A 22,836-nucleotide genomic window follows, 5' to 3' on the forward strand; every position below is an offset into this window, starting at 1 on the left:
TGAGCCTTCATCCGATCAAGGAGCGAGCCTAGATTACTGTTATAACTGGTACGTCCTTCTTTGAGTAAACCCAGCCGCAGATAGTCTTGTTGTGGCATATTTTCCCCTGCAAAAAACAATTCTAATTCTTTCTCTTGTTTGGTCAACGGCAAAGCAGTCAATTGACTGTGCTGTTGTTGTTCNTAGGAGCGATAAACATAGCAGGAAGAGCACACCAGTGCTAATAGGATAAGGAGAGTAGCATTACGCATAAAATAGATTTTGAGAGATGTCAGAGAATTTATTAAAATAACAATTGTATTGCAAAAGCAGTTCGTCGGCTCGCAGTACACCTGTCTGTAAGCAATTCTTAAAATCGACAAATAAGCTTAAACAAGAGTAGTTAGACAAGGGTGTTTAACAGGAATTTAACGATTTAGACACCTCAAGAGAACAACCAAGTTTAAAGGAGGCCACTCTATGATTATTTTTTGGGCCATACCGGCAGCGGCGTTGCTTTGCAAACACCACTGCGGCACCAGGCTATCCGGTCGCTATCACTTCCTTCTATCCTTTGGCCCGCTCTCCCGATGGAAAATCGGGATGCGCAGAGCTCCAGGCTACGCCTTTCGCGCTGATACGAGTGGTAATCTTTGACTTACTTTTTCCGATTTTGTAGTGCGGGGTGCGGGGTGCGGGGTGCGGGGTGCGTAAAATACTTCCGATTTCTCTCTTCCGTTTTTTTGCATAGGGTGCGAAAAAAATTGTACAGCCTCTCCTTACACTTTTCCAACCTTTACACCTCTACACCGTCTCAAAGTAGGCATACATCCCTCTCACCTCTTCCTCCATTTCTGGTGAAAGACCCGCCAGGGGAAACTCTAGTGAATGGGGCTCATTGCGCCAAAAGATGGTAAACTGAGGAGCGTAGTTTGCAAACTTTGAAAATCGCTTAAAGAAAGGTTCATTCAGCGTTCCGCCGCCACGAGCAGGCTGCCCCATGGCTGCAGAGGGTTCATCGTCCTTTAATAATTCGTGGTAGCGTAGTCCTAGCTCCGTGAATCCAACGGGCTTGTCAGGGAAGGCTCTCCGCAGGGAGGCGATCACCTCCAAGCCTTTCATCAAAACCTCGCGGCGATGGCTTAGCAATGCCTCTTTTTTGGCGCTCAGGTTATTTGAATAGCAATCAACCCCCAAGATTTCCACAGCATCAGGGTGGATTCCTCTCGCGTAAAGGCTTACCAAATCAGCGTCTTCCTTGAACCAGCTGCCCGCAATATTGGGTGACCAGGTATAAACCAGGTTGTAGATGCCGCAGGTTTCTTCCAGATAAATGCGGCTATTTTTCCATAGTTTCCAAAACAGCTCAGCGGCTTCATTAGGATTATCCGAAAAGCGATCAATAGCCCACCAAAACCAGTGACCATTTGCTTCGTGGTAGGGCCGAAAAACAGCAGTAATTTCTTCCTCCGCCAAGGCATTGGCGAAAATGGCAATACGTTGCAACTTGGCTTGCATGGTTTCCAACCCTTGCCGCTGGCTATCTGTAAGGGCTGCTGGCCACGCTGCCGGGGGCAAATGAATATGCTTTGCTAAACTTTCCAATAGTTCGCGTTCTTCTTCGGTTTTAGTAGCCGCGAATGGGTCAATACCCGGCATTTCGTAAATGCTCTTGTCGCCATGACTCGGATGAAAGGCATGCCAAACCAAAACAGGCACTGTTCCTTCCTTGTGGTAAGCTGCTAAATGCTCTGTCAGTACCTCGATAGCTTGCTGACGATGCAAGAAACTGTGCTGCTCATCTTCCGAGGCTCGCGCTCTGGTTTCGGGAAGCCCCTCGACGACGTGTGCTAAATCATACTGCACCAGGCGAGGCAGATGGATTTCACCGCTTTCGTGAGCTATACCCAAGGCCAACTGCTCTGCAGCGTATTCTGCCTTATTGAAGATCAAATCAGATGTACTTACCTGTTCAGCTTCCTTACTGGCAGGGTCTTTTTCATGCAAGCGCACCCCTGCACGGCCACAAAGGGTAGGTTCCGTAAAGCCGAGCCAACTGGCTCCGTTGTGCTGCATTTGAACTAAAAGATCATGACGGCGAGACTGCCAGATGGCGGGAGATTGTTTCATTGGTGTAAAATACAGTCTTATGTGGACAAAAATCACCTTTGGGTTTGTAAATTTGCGGCTCTTCTATGATTTGGGAAACCTACTGGCCTAGCGATGTGCAGTAGTGGCCCGCAGGGGCAGACCCAGCTCTGCTGGGGCCGAGCGATAGCGAGCTACGGAGCGTAGCGCCCGCAGGGAGGCCCCAAATCATACTAAGTATTGCGCAAAAATAAAGTGCGATTTAGCTTCGCTACTTCTTCGAGGTTTCTCAAGTTTTTCAAATAGCTAACATTTAGACATGACTGATTCTATTGCTAAAGTTTTTAATGGTGAAACCAAACTGGGCATCCTCGGGGGTGGGCAACTCGGTAAAATGATGGCGCTGCCCGCTGCCAACTGGCACCTACCTTACTGGATACTCGACAAAGACGAATCTGTACCAGCTGCACCGTACGCCACAGAATTTGTGGCCGGTGATTTTCGCAAAGAAGAAGATGTACTACGTTTTGGCCGTCAGGTGGATGTGCTCACCATTGAGATTGAGCATGTGCATACGGGGGCTTTGCATCAGTTGGTAAAGGAAGGCGTGATTGTGCATCCTGCGCCCAGTGTGTTGGACATTATCAAGGACAAGGGGGCGCAAAAGCTGTTTTACGAGAAGCATCAACTGCCTAGCTCGCCATTTATCCTGCTAGACGACGAAGCGGCTATTCGGCAAGCCGTAAAAGAAGGTCGAATCCAACTCCCTTTTGTACAAAAAAGTAGAACTGGCGGCTATGATGGCCGTGGCGTAACGGTGATCAAAACAGCTGATGATCTGGCCAACAACTTGCTCCCTGGCCCAGCCTTGATCGAAGAATTGGTGGATATAGACAAAGAACTAGGAGTGGTAGTAGCCCGGAATGCCGATGGAGAAATGAAGTCATTTCCGGTAGTAGAAATGGCCTTTGATCCGGTCGCAAATTTGGTTGACTACTTATTGGCACCTGCTCAAATTACGCAAGCACTGGAGCAAAAAGCCATTGCATTGGCCGAGCAGACGGCAGCAGCCTATGAGCTAAGTGGCCTGCTGGCTGTGGAGCTGTTTCTCACCAAAAGCGGCGAACTGTTGATTAACGAAGTAGCGCCACGGCCTCATAACAGTGGTCATCATACCATTGAGAGTTGCCTGACCAGTCAGTTTGAGCAACATTTGCGTGGTGTACTGAACTTGCCGCTAGGAGATACCCGACTGTTGCAAACTGCCGTAATGCTCAATATTCTTGGCGAGCCCGGTGCTAGTGGCCCGGTCAACTACCGTGGCATGGGCGAAGTGCTGAGTATACCCAATGTGTTTGTACATTTATATGGTAAAAAAGAAACCAGGCCCTTCCGCAAGATGGGCCACGTGACCATTATGGCCGACAATCCGCAGGAAGCATTGCAGAAAGCGGAGAAGGTGAAGGCGGTATTGCGGTGTGGGATATAAGGAGTAGAGGGATTCGGGGCGATTGCATCGCCCTTTGAAGTAGAGGATAGGGTGTCAAATATTGAGAAAAAAATAGGTTCCGCGGGCTTTAGTCCGCATGTCCAGGGTAGTGGAAACGCATGCGGACTGAAGTCCGCGAAACCTGTTAAAACATAAAATAAAAACGATCCACAATGATCAGCATAATAATGGGTTCAGATTCGGATTTACCGATCATGCGGCAAGCTGCCGACGTACTGGAAGAGCTGGGGCTCGCCTTTGAATTGACCATCGTTTCGGCTCACCGGACCCCCGAGCGGATGTTTGAGTTTGCACAAGGTGCGCATGAGCGCGGCATTCAGGTGATTATTGCCGGGGCTGGCGGTGCCGCGCATTTGCCGGGCATGGTGGCCTCTCTATCGCCGCTACCCGTGATTGGCGTGCCCATCAAGTCATCCAACTCTATTGATGGATGGGATTCCATGCTTTCTATTTTGCAAATGCCCAATGGCGTGCCGGTAGCAACTGTAGCTGTTAATGCCGCAAAAAATGCGGGGATTCTGGCCGCTCAAATTTTGGGCGCGCAGGATACAGCAATCCGCCAGCGTTTGATAGACTACAAGAAGTCGATGGCTGAGGGTGTGGCGGTAAAGTATGACCAACTGGAAGCAAAGGGCTATAAGACTTATCTTGAAGAGAAAAAATAGCGCGTGTTCCGAATAGGGTGTCTCGCGCAGAGGCGCAGAGACGCAGAGATTTTTCACAACGGCCCATCGAGTAGTTACACTTCGAAAAAGTGTAGTCAGAACTCGTTGAGTCGTCTCTCTAAAAAATAGTTCCTTATGTGGCGTTCAATGCTCTTTCTGCTGGTTATTGTAATGATGGCGAGTGCCTGCCAGGCCGATCCGGCACCTACCGACGGAGAGGTGGCTCCCCTACCCGACCCTGCTGCCGACTACGAGGACAATCCTTACACTTGGGGCTTTGCTGATCGTGATGGAGAGCTGGTTATTCGCAACAGCTTTGACGAGGTTCGTGCTTTTTCGGATGGCCTGGCTTTGGTGCGCAAGGATGGCCGCTGGCACTACATCAATAAGTCGGGGCAATACGCTATAGACAAAAGCTTTCGAGCAGCCTGGTCTTTTACGGACGGGCGAGCCCGCGCACAAGCTAATGATGGCAACTTTGGTTATATCAACACACAAGGCAAATGGATCATAACCCCTGACTATGAGGAACTTAAGGAATTCATTGATCAACGCGCGGCTTTTCGTCAAGGCCACCAATACGGCTACCTCAATACTGATGGAGAAGTCATCATTGAGCCTCAGTTTACCAAGGCAGGTCCCTTTGCCAATGGGCAAGCGGTCGTCCAAAAAGATGGTAATTACGGCATTATTGACCAGCAAGGAGGCGTTGTAATTGATTGCCAATACGAGCGACTAAAACCATTTGAGGAAGGCCTGGCCCGAGCGCGAAAAGAGGGCCGCTACGGTTATCTTTCGCCGAAAGGCAAATGGATCATTCCAGCGCGTTTTCGCCAAGCTGGTGATTTCAATGAAGGTCTTGCCGCTGTGGCAGAAGAGGACCGCTGGGGTTTGATCAACAAAAAAGGAGAATGGCTGGTAGCGCCACAGTACGAACAGCTATTTTACGCTGGTGAAAACCGCTGGATTGCTGCCAACGCTACTCGGTATCAACTGCTGGACCAAGAAGGGAATGAACTTTTACAAAAACCACTAGACGAAATACACCCCTTTAGTCAGGGGCTCGCCGCTTATCGCGATCTTGAACTTTGGGGGTACCTCCGCCCTGACGGGAGCATCCTCACCTCGCCTCATTATTATCTTGCATGGGCTTTTACCGACGGGCTTGCCCGTATAGCGACTGATCAAGGGCTTTCTTACATTGATACCAGTGGGTTTCTGTTGTTTAGTCCTAAACCCTACTATTTAGAGGTACGGGATTATAGCGAAGGACTGGCGCCGGTACAGGTGTATGAGTAGAAAGTAGTGCATCCCGACAGAGACACAAGCTCTGCCTAACAGATTATAGTGAAGGATTAGCTCCGTTCAGGTGTATGAGGCCAAGGCGTATTGGACATACCTCCCCCGACTCTGTGAGTCGAACCCTCCAGCGGGGTACATGCGTGAGCCGTGGCTCATGTACTTGATCTATATCAAGGCACAACATTTGAGACATTCCCGATTTTATGGCTTTTTCTTAGTAAAGGGAACTAAATCCTCCCCTACATCCTTATTAGGCGTAAAATACGCAATCATGCTTTTTATAAACAACCTTCAGGAAGAACAGTCAGAACACCGCCGCAGGGCTCGTGAATAACTGTTCTATGTTTAATTCTTAAGGAAAAAGCATAGCTAAATAGCCTTCACGAATACCTCGTGAAGGCTATTTTTTTTGACTTCTGGTGTAATGGGTTAGCATATGAGTTTTTGGACCTCATGGTCTGGGTTCAAGTCCCAGGGAGTCGACTTTTTTGAGCTGCCGTAGGCGAATTGGTTAAGCCACCGCTCTTTCACAGCGGAGATTGCGGGTTCGAACCCCGTCGGCAGTACTTTCTTGTAAAAATTGCCTTTTAGTATTCCTTAAAAACTAGGATTCTATTAGGCAATTTTCACCGTACTGAGTACGAAGTATAGGGTATAGGGATTTTAGTTTCACTAAGGGGGGGCGGCATATCAAGAACCATGAATATAGCACGCTCACAGTACAGGACACTTCACGTCTATTAAGTACAAAATAGCGTAATACATCTCTCTACCCTATACGCTTAGTGGCAGTACAACCGCCACCCACCCCTCTACAAATTAATGGAACAACCTACGTTTTCATAAACCTTTGGCTCCATTGTTCGCCGTTGGCCGTAACAATGGTGATTTGATACATGCCGGGGGTGCCAGTTGCTGGTGTCCAGGTAGTTACTTACGCCATCCTTTGACTGATAAATAAGTTGGCCCGCCGCACTGTAGACACTTACCTGTTTGATAGGGGCTTGTGAGGAGATATTCAACTGTTCCTGTACAGGGTTGGGCCAAATCTGAATTTGTGTTTTTTCCAATTTGACTTCCCGAACAGGCGAAATTTCTTCCGTACCATCTACATCCACCATCACCAGGCGATAATACAGGCGTTCAGCACCCGTACGAGGAAGTTGTTGGTCTAGAAAGCTATAAGTCTGTTCCTCCTGGCTGTTTCCAACTGCAGTTTTCTTTCCTACGGAATTAAATGTTTTTCCATCCTGGGAGCGTTCGATCTGGAAATGGCTCAACTGCTCCTCTTGGGCTGTACGCCAATCTAGATGAACATTACTGCCATTTTTCTTTGCTTGAAAATCCAGCAACGCTGCCGGTAATGGTGCGACACCACTATTTTGCACCCACATCGAGTAGGAACGTGCAGGCAGGTCTATGTAAATACTGTTTGTAACGCCTCCCGGACTTGTTTTTACAATAGCCGTAGGGAAAGCCGAGTTTCCAATAACATCATCAAATGTTGCACCAGAAGGGACATTGTCCAGGTTGATTTGCTGATCTACGCGCAATGGTTCATCATCAAAATTAATGGCTACAACAACATCTTCGCCCGTTGGGCCGCCACTTATTTGGTAGATCAAGCACTGGTTTGCATTGCCAGAAAGATAGCTACTTGCATAACCTGTTCCAAAGCTATTCAAGTAGTGATGGTCGGTTGCTCCAAATATAAAATCACGATGCAAATCCATCAATTCAGTGAGTTCAGCCTGCATATTCGTCGCTGGATAGTGGGGCGGTTGGTCACCAAAAAAGTCAGGGTAAAACACACAAGGGAGTCCCACTTTATTGTTGGTAAGAATATATACGTAGGCCAGGAGGGGATTATCTTGCACCGGCTCATTGGTATCCCTAAAATCGTGGTTATTAACAAAGGTAACAGAGCTAAAACCATCGGCACCAGCTGCTACGATACCTGAATTGAAGACGTTTCGAGTATCATAAAAGAAATTGAAATAATGCTGGTCGCAGGCCTCTTTTAGTGCTGAACGCAGGTTAAAATCAAATACACGCACATCTACATTGGCCGTCAGACCGCTCTTGACGCTGTTGACCCAACCATTAAGGGAACCGGTGTTGGAATCAAAAATTTCGCCAACAATCATCCCTGGCTCGATGCCCTCACTGCTCAGGTAGTTGAGCAAATTGGTAATCATAGAGGGGTCAAAATGCTTGACTGCATCCATGCGCAACCCGCCAGAAAAGCCTGCAGTTTCAATCAGCCACTTACTCCATTCGTTGTAGACATCCTGGGTTGACGACTGTCGTTGATCAACATCAAAAAAGAAGTAAGGAAAATCCCAATCTCCCTCCAGGCAGGTAGCATCAATACCGTTGGGTTTAAAATTGAGGTAGTTCATGGCGCCGAGCCCACTGGGGAGGTTGGAAAAATCCGTGCGCGTTTGGAGGGCCAGTTCGTTGATGATATTCGCATTGCGAGGAGCCGAATAAAGATGGTAGGGACGTATATCCACCCCTGTGCCATCTCCACCAGTCTGTGAGACGTAAATTTCGAGAAAATCACCAGAGCTATTAAAATCACCAGGATTTAAGGTGACAAGGAATTCATCAACTGTACAACCGCCAGCATCAATGGAAGCCAGCATATTCCGCCCCAAAGTGATGGTAGTGGAGGCTTCTCCACAACCACCTCCGCCATTAGGCTCTACTTCAGACAAATCGCTCATATTAAGCCATCCTGCCTGTGACGTCTGAAAATAAAGGTTGTATCCCCGCCCATGAAAGCCAGTACCTCCAGAGGCCGAAGAAAACTTAAAATAATAATCGCCCGCATTATTGCCCGTGGCTCCCCCTAGCGGCAAGCGCCAGCGAACTTTGCCGTTGATGGGATAAGGCGTAATGCCGTTATTACAAGTGTTCCCTACATTAGGGTAGTTCATTATATAGTTACGAACAGCCGGGTTGTCCTCGTAGTCGCCACCATCACGGTGGTTATAGACAACATCAGCGACGGCCTCCATACCATTGCTTTGAAGAGCCGAAATCAGGCTATTTAGTTGCGCTCTTGTTCCGAAACGTGTTGCACCATAGTCGCCCAGATCATAGAGGTCTTTGGGGTCATATCCGACGCTACATTCTCCTCCTCCTTTAGCTGGCGGCGGCAACCAAACGTAGGTAAAGCCAGCATTGCCCAGTGTTGTAGCTCTGGATTGCAAATTTGCGGCCCACTTTATTCCCAAGCCTCCACAATTTTCACTGGGATAATCCCAATACCACCCTTGCATCATAAAGTCCTGCGCATTCAGGGCATAGCCCGAAAGGGCTATTACAAGTACTACCAATACTCTCATTACATCTTCTTTTGATCAATGATTAGATTCTAAACCGGACTTTAATAGGATAATGGTGTAAAAATAACAACAAGCTCTTTATATTTACCTAACATTCGGAAAAAATGTATTTTTACCACGCTTTTTTTGCCTATCCTAGTTTAACCCAACAATATTTAGATTACTGGATTGCTATGCTTTGAGTGTAGTAATGAACAGTTATTAATGAGGATCGATCATCGACTTGATTCTCCCTTAAAAGCTTATGTAAAGTGGTCTGAATTTTTCTCGCTTGCTTTCCTATTTAAAACCATAAGCAACTATTGTAAATCTTTTAAAAACCGAATTATGAAACACGTGTTACTTGGCTTTTTTTTAACTTTTTTTCAAACATTAGCAATTGCTCAATCATGTTCTAATCCTTTAATTAGTAACGTAGAAGTCACTAATCAAGGAGAAATAACTCTAACTATTAATACTACAACTAATTTTGGGCAGGGAGTATTAGGTGAAGTAGCTTACAATATCAATGGAGTTCCTCCAATTAATTCCTTTTCAGGTTTGATAAGAGGTAGTTTTCTTTCTGCAAATACTTGGGAAGTAGTCATCGGATCACTTCCTATTGACGAAAGCGTATACATTGAGGTACAAGCCGCATGCTGTAGTGATTTTGATAATTGTAGCACTACTGGTTATGACTTCACTGGATTTGAAATGGCACAAGTAGTTAACTTACCAGTGCAGTTCAAGCAATTAGGAGTTAATGAATTAAAAAACACCCACAACCTCACCTTCACCACCGCCACAGAAACCAACAACGCCTATTTCAACATAGAACGCAGTACCGATAGTCGCAATTGGGAAAAACTGGGCAGCATCGCAGGTGCAGGCACTACGCAACAGGAGCAGCAGTACAGCTTTTTGGACGAGACTCCCCTACCCGGCCTCAATTACTACCGGGTCAAGCAGGTCGATTACGATGGTAGTTTCAGCTACTCGGCGATTGTATCCGCACGCTGGGAGGGCAAAGCACAGGTACACTTGTTTCCTAATCCGACCAATGACCTTCTACAAATTAGCGGCTTGTCAACTACAGATGGGCCGATCACCATCGAAATCATTGACATGGCAGGGCGCGTAATGCTTCGGCAAAACTGGAACCAGTCGGCGATCAATGTTTCATCACTAGCTGATGGGGTTTATTCGCTACGTATCCGTTCTTCAGCGGGGGTGATTGATAATCAGCGATTGTTTATTCATTAATTTGGTGCGGGGTGCGTTTTTTTCCGTGCGAGGTGCGGTTTGGGGTGCGGAGTGCGTTAAATACTTCCCACTTCCGAACTCCCACTTCCGACTTTGGTACAAGGTACGGCTTTGTGCGAAGTGCGAGAAACGTTTACACCTTTACACCTTTCAAGGGTACGAGCTGGTAACCTCTACTTTTCAGAAAGCTCAACCCGCTGGCCCTCAAAAGCTACCTGAAAGCCTCGTTCTGCTACTTCTTGCCGAGCGGGGCTTTTTGTTTGTAAAAGAGGATTCGTATGATTAAGGTGGATAAAATGCACTTTCTGCCTTTCTGTTGAGGGCAGGCCTCCGAGTAAATCCATGGTTTCAGAAACAAAAGGATGGGGAATCTTACTCATGTCTCGGTTAGGCAATTCGCCATCCGCAAAAAAGGTCGCATCCAGAAAGGCGATATCTACTGCTGCAATTTCTTCGGAGAGTGAACGGTGCCAGCGGTCCCATTTGTCGATATCGGGAATAAACAAGAGGCTCTTACCTGGGCCTTCCACCCGAAAACCTACTGTTTCCGAATATTCATCGCGGTGAGGCACCTGAACGGGAGTTACTTTTAGTTGGCCGTTGAGGACTAAGGTGCTATCAGATTTCAGGGGTTGAAGTGCAATATTCCCAAGGTTTACCAATTGAGACCACGGCCCATTGCTGCGCAAAAATGTATCAAGGCGTGGCATAGCATAAACAGGTACAGCTTGTGCGCCCATCACCTCGCGCCCTAACTGAAGCAAGCCGGTATAGTGGCCTAGATGGGCGTGAGTCAAAAACACACCACTAGGCTGGGTAATGGTCGTATTCGGCAATTCTTTCGATAAAAGCTGCCATTGCTCACGGAAATCAGGCGTCGCATCTAGCAACCAAAGCTGCTGAGTGACAGGATCTACCAAACCCAGGCAACTTACTTTTTGAGGTTGCTCCTGCCCTTCCCAAACCTGGGTGCAGCACTCCTTGCGGCAAGCAGTTTGGGGATAACCCGCATCCTGGGCGATCCCTAAAACGATAACGTAGGGACCCGAAGGAATAGCAGCTTCCGGTGCGGGGTCGCTAGCCACAGGCGTGCAAGAGAACACGACCAAGCTGAGGCAAATAATTCCTAAATGATAGGTAAATAAGTGTTTTGACATATTTTTTAATTTATCTTTAAGCATGACAAAACGCCCACCCTTATCTCAATTAATCATCTACGCCCTTGGGCAGCTGGGCTGGTCATTAGCCAGTTTTGGTGCAGCTAATTTACTCGTTTACTTTTATCTGCCACCAGAATCAGATGGGGCGGCCGTATTTCCGGCCTTTATTTACCAAGGGGCTATTCTTGGCGTAGCGACACTCATTGGTTTCATCAATTTTGGTGGCCGTATTTTTGATGCTGTCACTGATCCTTGGATTGCGGCTTGGTCGGACAATCGCCCCATTACGGGCGGTAAACGCAAAAAAGTCTTACGCTTGGCAGCCATTCCTTTCGCAGGTTTATCGTTTTTGCTGTTTTTCCCGCCCGTAGCAGGGCTTAGTGTATACAATGTTTATTGGCTCATAGCCATCGTTTTCCTATTCTACCTTTTTTTCACCTTATATCTGGTGCCTTATAATGCACTCATTCCTGAACTGGGGCATCACCCGCCAGATCGAATGCGCATCAGTACATTGATTTCTATTGCCTGGGCCTTAGGCTTCGTGATAGGAGGAATGGCATACGGCATCCAGGGGTATTTTGAAAATTTCACGGATAGCGTGCAGGCTTTCCAGTGGACGATAGGCGCCTTTGCCGGACTCTCGCTTCTATTAATGCTTATCCCTGCATTTTTCCTGCAAGAAGAAACCTACGCCCAACAGCAGAACGGGTCAACGGTTCCTCCCAAAGAAGCTTTAGGATCGGTTTTTCAAAACAAAAATTTCCGAATATTTATTGGTGCAGACCTATTGTATTGGCTAGCACTTACCTTTATTCAACAAGGCGTAAGCTATTACGTGACAGCACTTTTTGGTTGGCCCAAAGAGCAAGCTTCGGCTTTTCTGGCCATTAGTTTTGTGGCAAGCTTCTTATTGTATTGGCCGGTAAATATTGGGGTAAAACGCTTTGGTAAAAGGAATATGCTACTAAGTGCATTTCTCGTGTTTTGCGCTGTCTTTGCCATAACCGCCCTGGTTCCTCAGATCCCTTTAGGGAAAACTATACTTTTCTATGGGGTAGCCCTTCTTGCGGCTTACCCACTTGCTACATTCGGGATTGTCCCCAATGCATTGATCGCTGATTTTGTCCACGACCATCAAGTCAGTACCGGACAACAACAAGCGGGAATGTTTTATGCTGTGCGCAATTTCATGATGAAAATCGGAATAAGCTTGGCCGTCTTGCTGTTCCCTTCTTTCTTACTCCTTGGAAAAAGTGCAAGTGAACCCACTGGTGTTATTGCCAGTGCGGGTGCCGCTTGCGTGTTTTGTTTACTTGGATACCTCATCATGAGACGAGTAAAGCTTAGTCAGGACTAATAACTCCCATAATACCGCCGCAAGAACCATTCCAAGCTCAACAAAAACAGAATAGCAAAGAAAATGCCCTTTAGGTTGATCAAGGACCTGGTTGTTGTCGTTTCATAGAGTACAGGCTTTACCGTTCCACGTTCCGCTAAAGCTTGTTGCAAGGCATTGAAACCAGCCATATCTAGCAATTCACCTCCGTAACGTTCGCTGAGCAAACGTAGCAAATCATGATCGGCAGTCAGTTCGTACCGTTCTAACTGGACGGCCTGCACACTGAACTGGCCGTTGTAATTCAGGCTTTCCGTTCCCGTATTTACATTGGCGCTAAAGCGGTAATTACCCACTGGCAAGATACCAGCATTGAGCCGGTAAGCCCGTCCTGTTGGGTTGAAGGTATAATTGTACTCTCGTCCTTCTGAATCGGTAATCACCAATTGTGCCGAGGGTTCGTTGATGAGTTCGTAATTGTCATTGTATAGTTCAGCATCAAAAATGATAGGCTCGTTTTCATCGAAAATGTTTGTTGCCAAACTTACGCGAAAACGACGTTTATCATCTTTTACACTCAGGTATTGAATTACCTGGCTGACCAATTCATTGAAGCGGTTATGGTTTTTCTTGTCGAGGTAATCAAACAAACGCCACTTCCAAATGCCAGTTCCGGCAAAAACGGCCATTCTTCGGCCATCTTCTTCACCTAAGCTGAGAAGAGGGTACTCAGTACTGATTCTGCCAATCTCCTGGTACAGCAAAACAGAGGCGTTACTACCTGAGGAGAATTCTCCGAAAGGAGTAACCACAGGGGGCAACACCGGTAGCAAAGCTCTTACCTCTTCATCCACCTTAAACAGGGTGAAATTATTCGCCAACTTGGGTTCTACTTCATTGGTATTCCGTCCGTTTCCGGAAATATTGATCAACTGCTGAGCGCTATTAAAGGCCTGGAGGCCGGACTGATCTCCCGCAAAAAACCAGACAGGAATATTATTGGTTTTTAATTGTGCCAGCAAGTCATTGAGCGATTCGTTACGATTCGGCAATTGATGTAGCACCACCAGGTCGTAATCTCGGATATTGCCATCAAAGGTATTACGATAAGCAACGGTTACTTCATTATTCTGCCCCTCATTGATGCTCTGTTTTAAGGCAGAAATATCCGGGTGGGGAGCGTGGGCCAAAATCAATACTTTTTGCCGGGCTTCCAGTACATCTACATAAATGTCTCTGGTATTGTTGATTGTTGAAGCTTCACCTGCTATAGTTCCAATACTGATACGATAACGATTGACGCCGGCGCGATCAGCGTCTAGAATAAACTCTCGTGTTGAAAAATAGTCGTTCCTGTCAATATTTACCGACTCATTGACGAGTTCACGGCGTTGTCCATTTTCAATACGGGCTATTCTTAAAGGTGTTGTGGTACCTGCGGCGTTCTGTGCCCCGATATCAACCTGAATAGAAAATTTATCTCCGAGGTAAGCTATTTTGTTATGAAAAACCCGCTTGACGAGTACGTCCTTACGTCGTGTCGTATCGCCTAACCCCAGGGTGTAAACAGGAGCGTTAAGCTTAGCATCTGTATAAACGGGATTTGCACCCTCGTTATAAATACCGTCAGAGCTAATAATGACTGCCCCTAGGTTTTGGTTACTGTAAACATCATAAACCTCTCCCAGCAGGTTAGCCAGATTCGTACGTTTATCAGTGAAGGAAAAATCAAGTGTATCTCTTACTTCTTGGCCAAAGGTGTAGTTGACTACCTCGTAATTCTCGGCTAATTGCCCCGTGAGATTTTTCACGGCATTAACGTAGTTTGTACTATCCTCAGGAGACCAGCCAGCAGCCACCGACTCGGAGCCATCTTGTGCAAAAACGATAACGGGCTTCTGTGACTGGGTTTGCGTTGAACGCAAAATTGGAGACAATAACAAAAACGCCAGTACCGACACCGCTAGAAAGCGGAGGATGCTCAGCACACCACTCAACCAAGAGGGAGCGTCACGAAAACTATCGTTGCGATAATACAAGACCAGCGCGTAAATCAGACCTGCCAGTAAACACAAGCCAAGGTACCAAGCAGGATAAGCAAAACTAATTCCCTCCATGTTCAAATTGTTCTCAAAAACGAATCGGATGATCGAAAATAGATAGCTGACAAAGGTAGCAGATTCTACGACATTTACCGGTTGGTGTTTCGTCTGTATTGAAAAATCAACACGACAAATGCCCCACTTTTGTCAACAGATTGTTAAACCAACAGTAGCTTTCCGCTTTTAACTAAGGTTTATCATATCCATTTTTGTATATAGTGCGTTAATTAAACAGCAAATAACAAGCAAATGATGCGTAGAATACTATTTCTTTCTCTTTTCCTTTTAGCTGCCATTCAGATGAGGGCTGCTTATATGATCATCCCTATGGATGAAGAACAACGTAATCACCTGAAAGCTTACGGGATGGCTTACTTCATTCTGGAGAATGAGATTGAAGCTTGGTGGCTGCTCAATTACCGGGGAGGCTCTTTTGCATTTCCCCACACCAGGGTTTTCGAACGGGAGTGCCTGACCAGAGATATTAGCTTCGAAATCATTCCCGACGGAAAATTCAATAGCATCCTGGCTGAAATTGCCGACCCCGAAGCCAACATGGATGCGATGAAGCTTGAAAAAGCGCCAAAAATAGCGGTTTATACTCCTGATGTCAATTTCCGTACAGGAGGAAAAATACAACCTTGGGATGATGCTGTAACCCTTGTGTTGACCTATGCAGAAATCCCCTACGATGTAATTTATGACACCGATGTACTCAATAACAAGCTTGTAGAATATGATTGGCTGCACCTGCACCATGAAGATTTCACGGGCCAATATGGGCGTTTTTACCGGGGGTATCACAACCAACCCTGGTATCGGGAAATGGTAAGCTATCAAGAGTCGTTGGCTGCCGAGAATGGTTTCGCCAAAGTTTCTCAACTGAAGCTTTCCGTCATTCGGCAAATTCGGGAATACGTTTTTGGCGGAGGTTTTATGTTTGCCATGTGCTCCGCAACCGATTCTTATGACATTGCACTAGCAGCAGCTGGCCTCGATATTTGTGCCCCTATGTATGACGGCGACCCTGCTGACCCAACAGCACAGCAGAAACTCGACTTTAGTCAAACTTTTGCCTTTGAGAATTTCTCCCTGACCCGCGACCCCCTGGAGTATGAATTTTCCTCGATTGATAGCGGCACCAAACGCAATGTCAACCCTCAACAGGACTATTTCACACTGTTTGACTTTTCAGCTAAATGGGATCCTGTGCCGACTATGCTCACGCAAAATCACACCCGCACCGTAAAAGGATTTATGGGACAAACCACTGCCTTTTACAACCGATACCTGAAATCAGACGTCCTTATCCTCGGAGAAAACAAACCATCAGGAGAAACACGATATATTCATAACAATTTTGGCAAAGGGTTTTGGACTTTCTATGGTGGACACGATCCAGAAGATTATCGGCACTATGTCAATGATCCCGAAACGGATCTAAACTTACACCCCAATAGCCCCGGTTACCGATTGATTTTGAATAATATTCTGTTCCCTGCAGCAAAGAAAAAAGAGCGGAAGACATAGGGCTGTTCGCTGCGCTCACGGGGGTGCTCGTTTCTCGCGGGGGCGTGCTCTTCCGATAAATCGAAATCGCGGTGATGCTCGCTGCGTCGTGAGCGCAGCAAACACCGCCGTTTATTCCGACCTTTCGTCGGAATAAACACAACCGCGAGCCTTAGTGAACACTTTTATATATCATCAAAAAACAAAAATTACTATGCGTACATTACGTTGGGTTCTTTTAGCCGTAGTTAGTTTCTTGGGAGGCATGTTGCTCATGAAGCAGCAAGTCGCTGAAACCACTCCAGAAGAAGAAAAAAGTGCGCTGTTGGTCAAGAATGAAAACACAGCTCCTGTCGACGACCATTCCCTTACACCAGCAGCATCGACGGTTCCTTTAGGCATGACACCCCAAGAGCAGCATACTATTCGCTTGTTTGAACAAGCTGCTCCTTCTGTTTGCTTTATCACCACTTCTACTTTACGCCGCAATTATTACAGCCGCAATGTAGAAGAAATACCCAGTGGTTCTGGTTCTGGCTTTGTATGGGATAAAGATGGCCATATCGTCACCAACTACCATGTTATCCAGAATGCTGACAAAGCCACTGTTATGCTCAGCAATGGTAAAACGTACCAGGCTACTAAAGTTGGGCAAGCTCCTGAAAAAGACCTTGCTGTTTTAAAAATAAATATTCCTAGTAACGAGCTCACGCCAATCCCGGTAGGGACCTCCATGAACCTACGGGTAGGGCAAAATGTCTATGCAATCGGTAACCCTTTTGGCTTAGACCAAACGCTGACGACAGGTGTTGTAAGTGCTTTAGGCAGGGAAATCAAATCTGTTGCAGGTATTCCCATCAGGGATGTTATTCAGTCGGACGCAGCGATCAATCCTGGAAATTCAGGAGGGCCATTACTCAATTCTTCGGGTGAATTGATTGGTGTTAACACTGCCATTTATAGTCCTTCCGGGGCATCAGCTGGTATTGGGTTTTCCATTCCTGTGGATGTCGTCAATTGGGTTATTCCCGATTTAATCCAATACGGAGAAGTTAATAGACCTCTAATTGGCGTAGAACTAACGCGTCCTTTACGAAATATTTCTGGTGCAGTAGTGCTCAACGTAGTTAAAGACAGCCCGGCTGAAACTGCGGGGCTTGNTGGTACCAAAGCAGATAACAACGGTAACATTATTTTAGGAGACATAATCATTGCTGTAAACAATGATCCTATTACCACCAATAGTGACCTTTATCTTGCTCTCGAAAAATACCAAGCTGGCGACCAGGTAAACATCCGGGTAAAACGAGATGAGCGTGAAGTAGCAGTTACACTAAAGTTAAAAGCTTCCGCTGAACAATAGATGTAACGTAATTTCGCCATCAATATAACAACATGGCTATTTGTAACAAACCCCATGATTTCTATTAGTGAAATCATGGGGTTTGGTTTTTAGCTCTAAGTTATGCGGTTGATCAACACGGATTTGATGACAATCAAAATTCGAGATGAGTCATGTTTGCCCCTAAGGAACCAGCCAGTTGCTTTCCCACTGACCATCTGTCCAAACAAATCGGGCTCGTCGATGCCCTTCCCGATGGAGCTGAAGAAATTCAAGTTCTTTAACCTGGTTATCAATTGCCATAAAATTAGCACGGGCAGCATCCGTTTGTATTGAACTCATAGTGAAAAAACCAGCAGGCAAAGCATCCTTAGGTCGAGTAATAATCGTCCCAGGTGGTTTTATGGACGCATAAGTCGAACGAGCATAAACGGGTAACCCTCTCCATATACGATCCGCTTCCTCAACAGACACTACCACTCCTTCAGATTGGATACGTAGTTGAATTTGGCTAACTGTGTTATAAAAAAGCCAAGAAAACCTCAACCTTTCATCTTTTTGACTTATTTTTGCTGACCTAAGGTCTGTATAAAACCTAAGGTGTCGTTCTTTCTGGCTCACCTTACGCAAAACTACTGTGCGCTGACTTACTTGACTCCCTGTTAAATTCGCGATAACCGGAAGTCGCCATGGATGATTGTTCTCCTGTGAGGCTTCCTCCAATTGCTGCCAGGAATATGTCCAGACCGCAGGTAAGTCATTAAAAATTTCCATAAAATTTTATTTTTTCTTACCCTTTTGAAAAAAAAGGTAAAATTTTTCGTCTAACGTGTATAGTGAATTTTTAATAGGTGTTAAACTATTCTACCAAAATAAAAATTCACATATACAAGAAACTGATTAACAGTCCTTTGAGCTAGATTTGTTAAAAAGTGTTAAAAATAAGTTCTAGGTTAGTCTTTGTTGTGACCTTTTTTACAATCAGCGTCTGAACATCGAACAATACGGAAACAATATCGTTTCAAAAGCAGCGCTAAAGTGCGCACACTATGCACAATGACTAGAAGGTTTTCATGATATGAATATGGGTTTTAGGTGTTTTTAAGGAGGAGGTTACCTCCTCCCTTTTCACCGCCCCCTCATGAACGCTTCAAAGATATTTAAGAATTGAATATGGGTTTTAGGTGTTTTTAGGAGGAGCATTCTTTTGCTCCTCCCTTTTACCCATCTCACGAGTTAGAAGGTTTTCATGATATGAATATGGGTTTTAGGTGTTTTTAGGAGGAGCTACAACAGCTCCTCTTTTTTGTTATAAAGGCTGAGGGAATAAATAATATACGCAAAAGACGTAGCAAACTTTTTGCGAACTCCCTTACTTATTACCTTTGGCGAAAAAGAATGTATATATTATTAATCTCACTTGTCATAGGACTTTTTGTAGCTATGCTCTTCGTCAACATTTACTTTAGAGTAAAAGTGATGAAATCTTACAGAGTCTTGGTACAAAACCGCGTTGAATTTGGAGCTAGCCACGTTTTCAGTAATCAAAAAATGAAAGAAGAGATACTTCCTCAGTATCCCCACCTCACCACCGAGATACAGACTTTTGCTAACCATTTGCGCTACTCCATCAAGATGGCCACCGTCCTGTTGGTACTGATCACTATGTTTGGTGCCATTCTCATGTATTACGGCCGTGGATAGCAACTAATTTTCCCTACTTTTGCAGCCACTTGTTTTCAGCTCCTTATTTGTCGTACCAAGGATAACTATCGTCTTACACCTTACATTTCTCAACAAACCAAGCAGCTGTCTGTAAGTATTTACGTTTAACTAAGGAAAGAGCATATCTCTATTACTTCAAGCAGTACTCATGTTGAAAATTGGCGTTTTGGGAACCGGGCACCTGGGAAAGATTCATTTGAAATGTATTGGCTTGGCAGCTACTACCTATGAATTGGTTGGCTTTTACGACCCTGACCCTACTGTGGCGAAACAAGTAGCCGAAACTTATCAGACCAAAGCTTTCCCGGATGTGGCGGCACTTATTGCTGCCGTAGATGTTGTAGACATCGTCACCCCTACCACTACTCACTACGCGCTGGCGAAACAAGTTATAGAGGCAGGCAAGCATCTATTTATTGAAAAGCCCATTACCCATAAACTTGACGAAGCCAAAGCTTTGGTCAATTTAGCAAAAGAAAAAGGGGTAAAAATACAAGTAGGTCACGTTGAACGTTTCAACCCAGCCTTATTGGCACTCGGAGATACCCCAGTTGCTCCTATGTTTATTGAGGCTCACCGATTGGCAGTTTTCAACCCTCGTGGTACCGACGTTTCTGTAGTTCTTGATTTGATGATTCACGATCTAGACATTATCCTCAGTCTTGTAGACAGTGAGGTAGCAGAGGTTCATGCCAGTGGTGTAGCGGTAGTCAGCGAAACCGTTGATATTGCCAATGCTCGAATTGCTTTTGAGAATGGATGTATTGCCAACCTAACGGCTAGTAGAATCTCCCTAAAGCAAATGCGTAAAGTCCGTTTTTTCCAAAAAGACGCTTATATCAGTTTAGATTTATTGGAAAAGCAAGCGCAACTGATCCGTCTTTATGATGATCAGGAAACCGTGCCTGAAAGTGGGCAACAATTTGAATTGCAGACCAATAGCGGGCAGAAAACGATACACATGGATATGCCGGACATCGAGCCCGTCAACTCCATTAGATTAGAGCTGGAAACTTTTGCCGAAAGTATACTCAACGATTCACGCCCCAAAGTGAATGGAGAAGATGGCTATCGCGCCTTAGCATTAGCTTATCAAATTACAGCAGCCATTGAGGAAAGCTTGCAAAACAATGCGCTTAACTAATTACTGATTATGAAAAATCTTTGGAAACTACTTGGGCTTCTCTCCCTTGTTTTTAGTCTTACAACTTGTGACCTGATCAACCCTGAGGAGGAAGTTCCCGCCTATCTTGAAATCAACGATTTCACCCTGACGACCCAACCAGGTACCCAAGGTTCCGATGATGAATTAATTACCGAGGTTTGGGTTTTTGTGGATGGTACCTTCCTCGGAATGTATGACCTTCCCGCCCTCGTCCCTGTACTCAAGGCAGGCCCAACCGAAATTCGATTAGAAGCAGGTATCAGAGACAATGGCATTGCTTCTTTTCCTGATATCTATCCCTTTTATGAACCTTACAAGGTAACGCTTGACCTCAAAGCCAATGAAACAGCTGTAATCAATCCTTCGACCAGCTACCTCAGCGAGGCCAAATTTGCCTTCATCGAAGATTTTGAAGATAACCGTCCTCGTATATTTACAGATCTTATTGCTGGAAATACCGAGTTAGAAAGAACTCAAGACGATGTATTTGAAGGCAATTACTCTGGCCGTTTTGCCCTTTCCCGTGAATATAGTCCGGTAGTCGAAATTGCCACGTCCGGCCTCTTTAGCGGCTTGCAGGAAGGAGGCGTATATGTATACCTGGAAGTTAACTATAAATCCGATGCTCCAGTAGTTTGGGGTTTTGTTGGTGACCCTGATCCAATTGCCGGCCCACTGCGTTTTTATGACCCTGGTTTTTCGGCAAAAAACGAATGGAACAAGATTTACTTCAACCTGAGTCAGCTTTTATTTAACACCGAATTTGACGAATACCAGGTTGGTTTTCAAGCTTTCCTACTGGAGGAAAGTCCAGATTCTTCTACGATTCTATTAGATAATATTAAACTTGTGCATTTTTAACCCAAGAAGGTGAGTTTGGCTTCGGTCATACCCCGTAGCGTACGATATGAATAGACAGCGTACAATAGACACTTTTATTTACCGCATAGCCGACTACTTAACCGCGTTGCTAGCCTGGGCTTGCTTTTTCTTTTATCGAAAACAGCTAGAAGGTGTTCACTTAGGTTGGGAAGTTTTGAATGATCAGAATTTCATTCTTGGCTGTCTGCTAATTCCATTAGGTTGGATTTCCTTTTATGCCATTTTTGATCAATACCAGGATGTTTATCGCCTTTCCAGATTAGCAACACTAGCCAGAACGCTTTTTCTAAGTTTTTTCGGGGTTCTTTTTCTCTTTTTCACCTTAATCCTGGACGATTTTGTCACTAACTATAAAACCTACTATTCCTCTTTCCTGACCTTGTTTTTTCTTCATTTTACTTTTACTGCAGTAGTTCGAATGGTACTACTCACCCGTGCCAGTTGGAAATTAAAGGCAGGCAAAGTCAAGTTCAACACACTTATCATAGGCGGCAACCAGAATGCAGTAGAACTCTATCAGGAAATTATCAATCAGGAGAAGAGCCTCGGATATCATTTTGTTGGCTTCATCGATGCTAACGGAAATAGCACCAACGAACTGGCCGAGAACCTGACTGCACTAGGCAAGATCGAAGATCTAGCTGCGGTTATCCAGGAATACACCATCGAAGAAGTCATCATCGCCATTGAGACCTCGGAGCACAACCGACTTCGGGAAATGATGAATATCCTCTTTGATCTGGATCGCAATATCCTGGTAAAGATTATCCCTGACATGTATGACATATTATTGGGTACTGTAAAGATGAATCACGTTTACGGTGCGGTGCTCATTGAGATAAGTAGGGAACTCATGCCCCGATGGCAACGACTCATCAAACGAGGTATTGACATCTGTGCTTCTGCTGTCATGCTGGTACTTTTAGCACCCGTTTATGCTTATGTAGCCCTCCGTGTTCGGCTATCTTCAAAAGGCCCTATTATTTATCAACAAGAAAGAATAGGACTCAACAAACAGCCTTTCATGATCTACAAGTTCCGGTCTATGCCTACGGATGCGGAGTACCAGGGCCCACAACTGAGTTTTGACGGCGATAATCGCTGTACTCCTTGGGGAGCAGTTATGCGCAAGTGGAGACTAGATGAATTACCTCAGTTTTGGAATGTGCTCAAAGGAGATATGTCGCTGGTAGGCCCGAGGCCCGAACGTCAGTATTATATAGACCTCATCGTAGCCAAGGCCCCACATTACAAGCATTTGCTGAAAGTTAGACCAGGAATTACCTCCTGGGGGCAAGTCAAATACGGCTACGCCAGCAATGTGGACCAAATGGTCCAACGACTAAAATTTGACATCCTCTATATCGAAAACATGTCGCTGGCGCTCGATTTTAAGATTATGTTTTACACACTTCTTGTGCTCTTACAAGGAAAAGGTAAGTAGTTTTCCAAAAAATGCTTTTCTTGGGTGAC

16 protein-coding genes and 1 tRNA gene are annotated in these 22,836 nt (G+C 45.5%); 12 read left to right on the plus strand and 5 right to left on the minus strand.

All coding sequences use genetic code 11. The features are described from left to right. Positions 1 to 783 precede the first annotated feature (783 nt). Entirely contained in the window at positions 784 to 2,109 is a 1,326-nt protein-coding gene (locus A3EU_RS0100270) for a glycosyl hydrolase (RefSeq protein WP_020534110.1), read from the minus strand. Positions 2,110 to 2,386: 277 nt separating this feature from the next. On the opposite strand from A3EU_RS0100270, the gene A3EU_RS0100275 reads away from it, so the two are divergent. The 4 genes from A3EU_RS0100275 to A3EU_RS0100290 all read left to right on the plus strand — a co-directional run bounded on the left by A3EU_RS0100275 (position 2,387) and on the right by A3EU_RS0100290 (position 6,110). Continuing rightward, complete coding sequence (locus tag A3EU_RS0100275; RefSeq protein WP_020534111.1) at positions 2,387 to 3,556, plus strand: 5-(carboxyamino)imidazole ribonucleotide synthase; 1,170 nt, start codon at positions 2,387 to 2,389, stop codon at positions 3,554 to 3,556. Positions 3,557 to 3,729: 173 nt separating this feature from the next. Further along, the gene (gene purE, locus A3EU_RS0100280) at positions 3,730 to 4,242 is read left to right on the plus strand and encodes a 5-(carboxyamino)imidazole ribonucleotide mutase (protein WP_020534112.1); all 513 of its coding nucleotides are present in this window, start codon (positions 3,730 to 3,732) and stop codon (positions 4,240 to 4,242) included. A 135-nt stretch (positions 4,243 to 4,377) separates the two neighbouring features. Further along, entirely contained in the window at positions 4,378 to 5,541 is a 1,164-nt protein-coding gene (locus tag A3EU_RS0100285) for a WG repeat-containing protein (RefSeq protein WP_020534113.1), read from the plus strand. Positions 5,542 to 6,036: 495 nt separating this feature from the next. After that, positions 6,037 to 6,110, plus strand: a tRNA-Glu gene (locus A3EU_RS0100290). Between the two features lie 246 nt (positions 6,111 to 6,356). On the opposite strand, the gene A3EU_RS0100295 is transcribed toward A3EU_RS0100290, so the two are convergent. Next, positions 6,357 to 8,897 carry an alpha-amylase family glycosyl hydrolase gene (locus A3EU_RS0100295; RefSeq protein ID WP_020534114.1) on the minus strand — a complete coding sequence of 847 codons (2,541 nt, stop codon included), beginning with the start codon at positions 8,895 to 8,897 and terminating at the stop codon, positions 6,357 to 6,359. Between the two features lie 327 nt (positions 8,898 to 9,224). On the opposite strand from A3EU_RS0100295, the gene A3EU_RS0100300 reads away from it, so the two are divergent. Further along, positions 9,225 to 10,139: a T9SS type A sorting domain-containing protein gene (locus A3EU_RS0100300; RefSeq protein ID WP_020534115.1), complete on the plus strand. Its 915-nt coding sequence runs from the start codon at positions 9,225 to 9,227 to the stop codon at positions 10,137 to 10,139. A 173-nt stretch (positions 10,140 to 10,312) separates the two neighbouring features. Here A3EU_RS0100300 and A3EU_RS0100305 read toward each other — a convergent pair whose 3' ends face one another. Continuing rightward, entirely contained in the window at positions 10,313 to 11,296 is a 984-nt protein-coding gene (locus A3EU_RS0100305) for an MBL fold metallo-hydrolase (protein WP_020534116.1), read from the minus strand. Between the two features lie 22 nt (positions 11,297 to 11,318). Between A3EU_RS0100305 and A3EU_RS0100310 the strand changes: the two genes are divergently transcribed. Further along, complete coding sequence (locus tag A3EU_RS0100310; protein ID WP_020534117.1) at positions 11,319 to 12,659, plus strand: MFS transporter; 1,341 nt, start codon at positions 11,319 to 11,321, stop codon at positions 12,657 to 12,659. Here the strand turns inward: A3EU_RS0100310 and A3EU_RS0100315 are convergent. Next, a complete protein-coding gene (locus A3EU_RS0100315; RefSeq protein WP_020534118.1) occupies positions 12,656 to 14,755 on the minus strand; it encodes a hypothetical protein in 2,100 nt (699 codons plus the stop codon). The genes A3EU_RS0100310 and A3EU_RS0100315 overlap by 4 nt on opposite strands. Positions 14,756 to 14,989: 234 nt before the next feature. On the opposite strand from A3EU_RS0100315, the gene A3EU_RS0100320 reads away from it, so the two are divergent. After that, on the plus strand, positions 14,990 to 16,270 hold the full coding sequence (locus tag A3EU_RS0100320) for a hypothetical protein (protein WP_020534119.1): 1,281 nt from the start codon (positions 14,990 to 14,992) through the stop codon (positions 16,268 to 16,270). Positions 16,271 to 16,649: 379 nt separating this feature from the next. After that, positions 16,650 to 17,612: a S1C family serine protease gene (locus tag A3EU_RS0100325; protein WP_425412632.1), complete on the plus strand. Its 963-nt coding sequence runs from the start codon at positions 16,650 to 16,652 to the stop codon at positions 17,610 to 17,612. A 162-nt stretch (positions 17,613 to 17,774) separates the two neighbouring features. Here A3EU_RS0100325 and A3EU_RS0100330 read toward each other — a convergent pair whose 3' ends face one another. Further along, complete coding sequence (locus A3EU_RS0100330) at positions 17,775 to 18,365, minus strand: PNPOx family protein (RefSeq protein WP_020534121.1); 591 nt, start codon at positions 18,363 to 18,365, stop codon at positions 17,775 to 17,777. A 777-nt stretch (positions 18,366 to 19,142) separates the two neighbouring features. Here A3EU_RS0100330 and A3EU_RS34920 point away from each other — a divergent pair. From A3EU_RS34920 to A3EU_RS0100350, 4 genes are all read left to right on the plus strand, one after another. After that, positions 19,143 to 19,295 (plus strand): hypothetical protein, encoded by a 153-nt coding sequence (locus A3EU_RS34920; RefSeq protein ID WP_245569318.1) that lies wholly within the window; start codon positions 19,143 to 19,145, stop codon positions 19,293 to 19,295. A 169-nt stretch (positions 19,296 to 19,464) separates the two neighbouring features. Continuing rightward, a complete protein-coding gene (locus tag A3EU_RS0100340) occupies positions 19,465 to 20,460 on the plus strand; it encodes a Gfo/Idh/MocA family protein (RefSeq protein ID WP_020534123.1) in 996 nt (331 codons plus the stop codon). 9 nt (positions 20,461 to 20,469) lie between these two features. Then, a complete protein-coding gene (locus A3EU_RS0100345) occupies positions 20,470 to 21,342 on the plus strand; it encodes a hypothetical protein (protein WP_020534124.1) in 873 nt (290 codons plus the stop codon). Positions 21,343 to 21,388: 46 nt separating this feature from the next. Continuing rightward, positions 21,389 to 22,807 (plus strand): sugar transferase, encoded by a 1,419-nt coding sequence (locus A3EU_RS0100350; protein ID WP_020534125.1) that lies wholly within the window; start codon positions 21,389 to 21,391, stop codon positions 22,805 to 22,807. The last annotated feature ends 29 nt before the right edge of the window (positions 22,808 to 22,836 follow it).

This window comes from Lewinella cohaerens DSM 23179 (assembly GCF_000379805.1).
Taxonomy (GTDB): domain Bacteria; phylum Bacteroidota; class Bacteroidia; order Chitinophagales; family Saprospiraceae; genus Lewinella; species Lewinella cohaerens.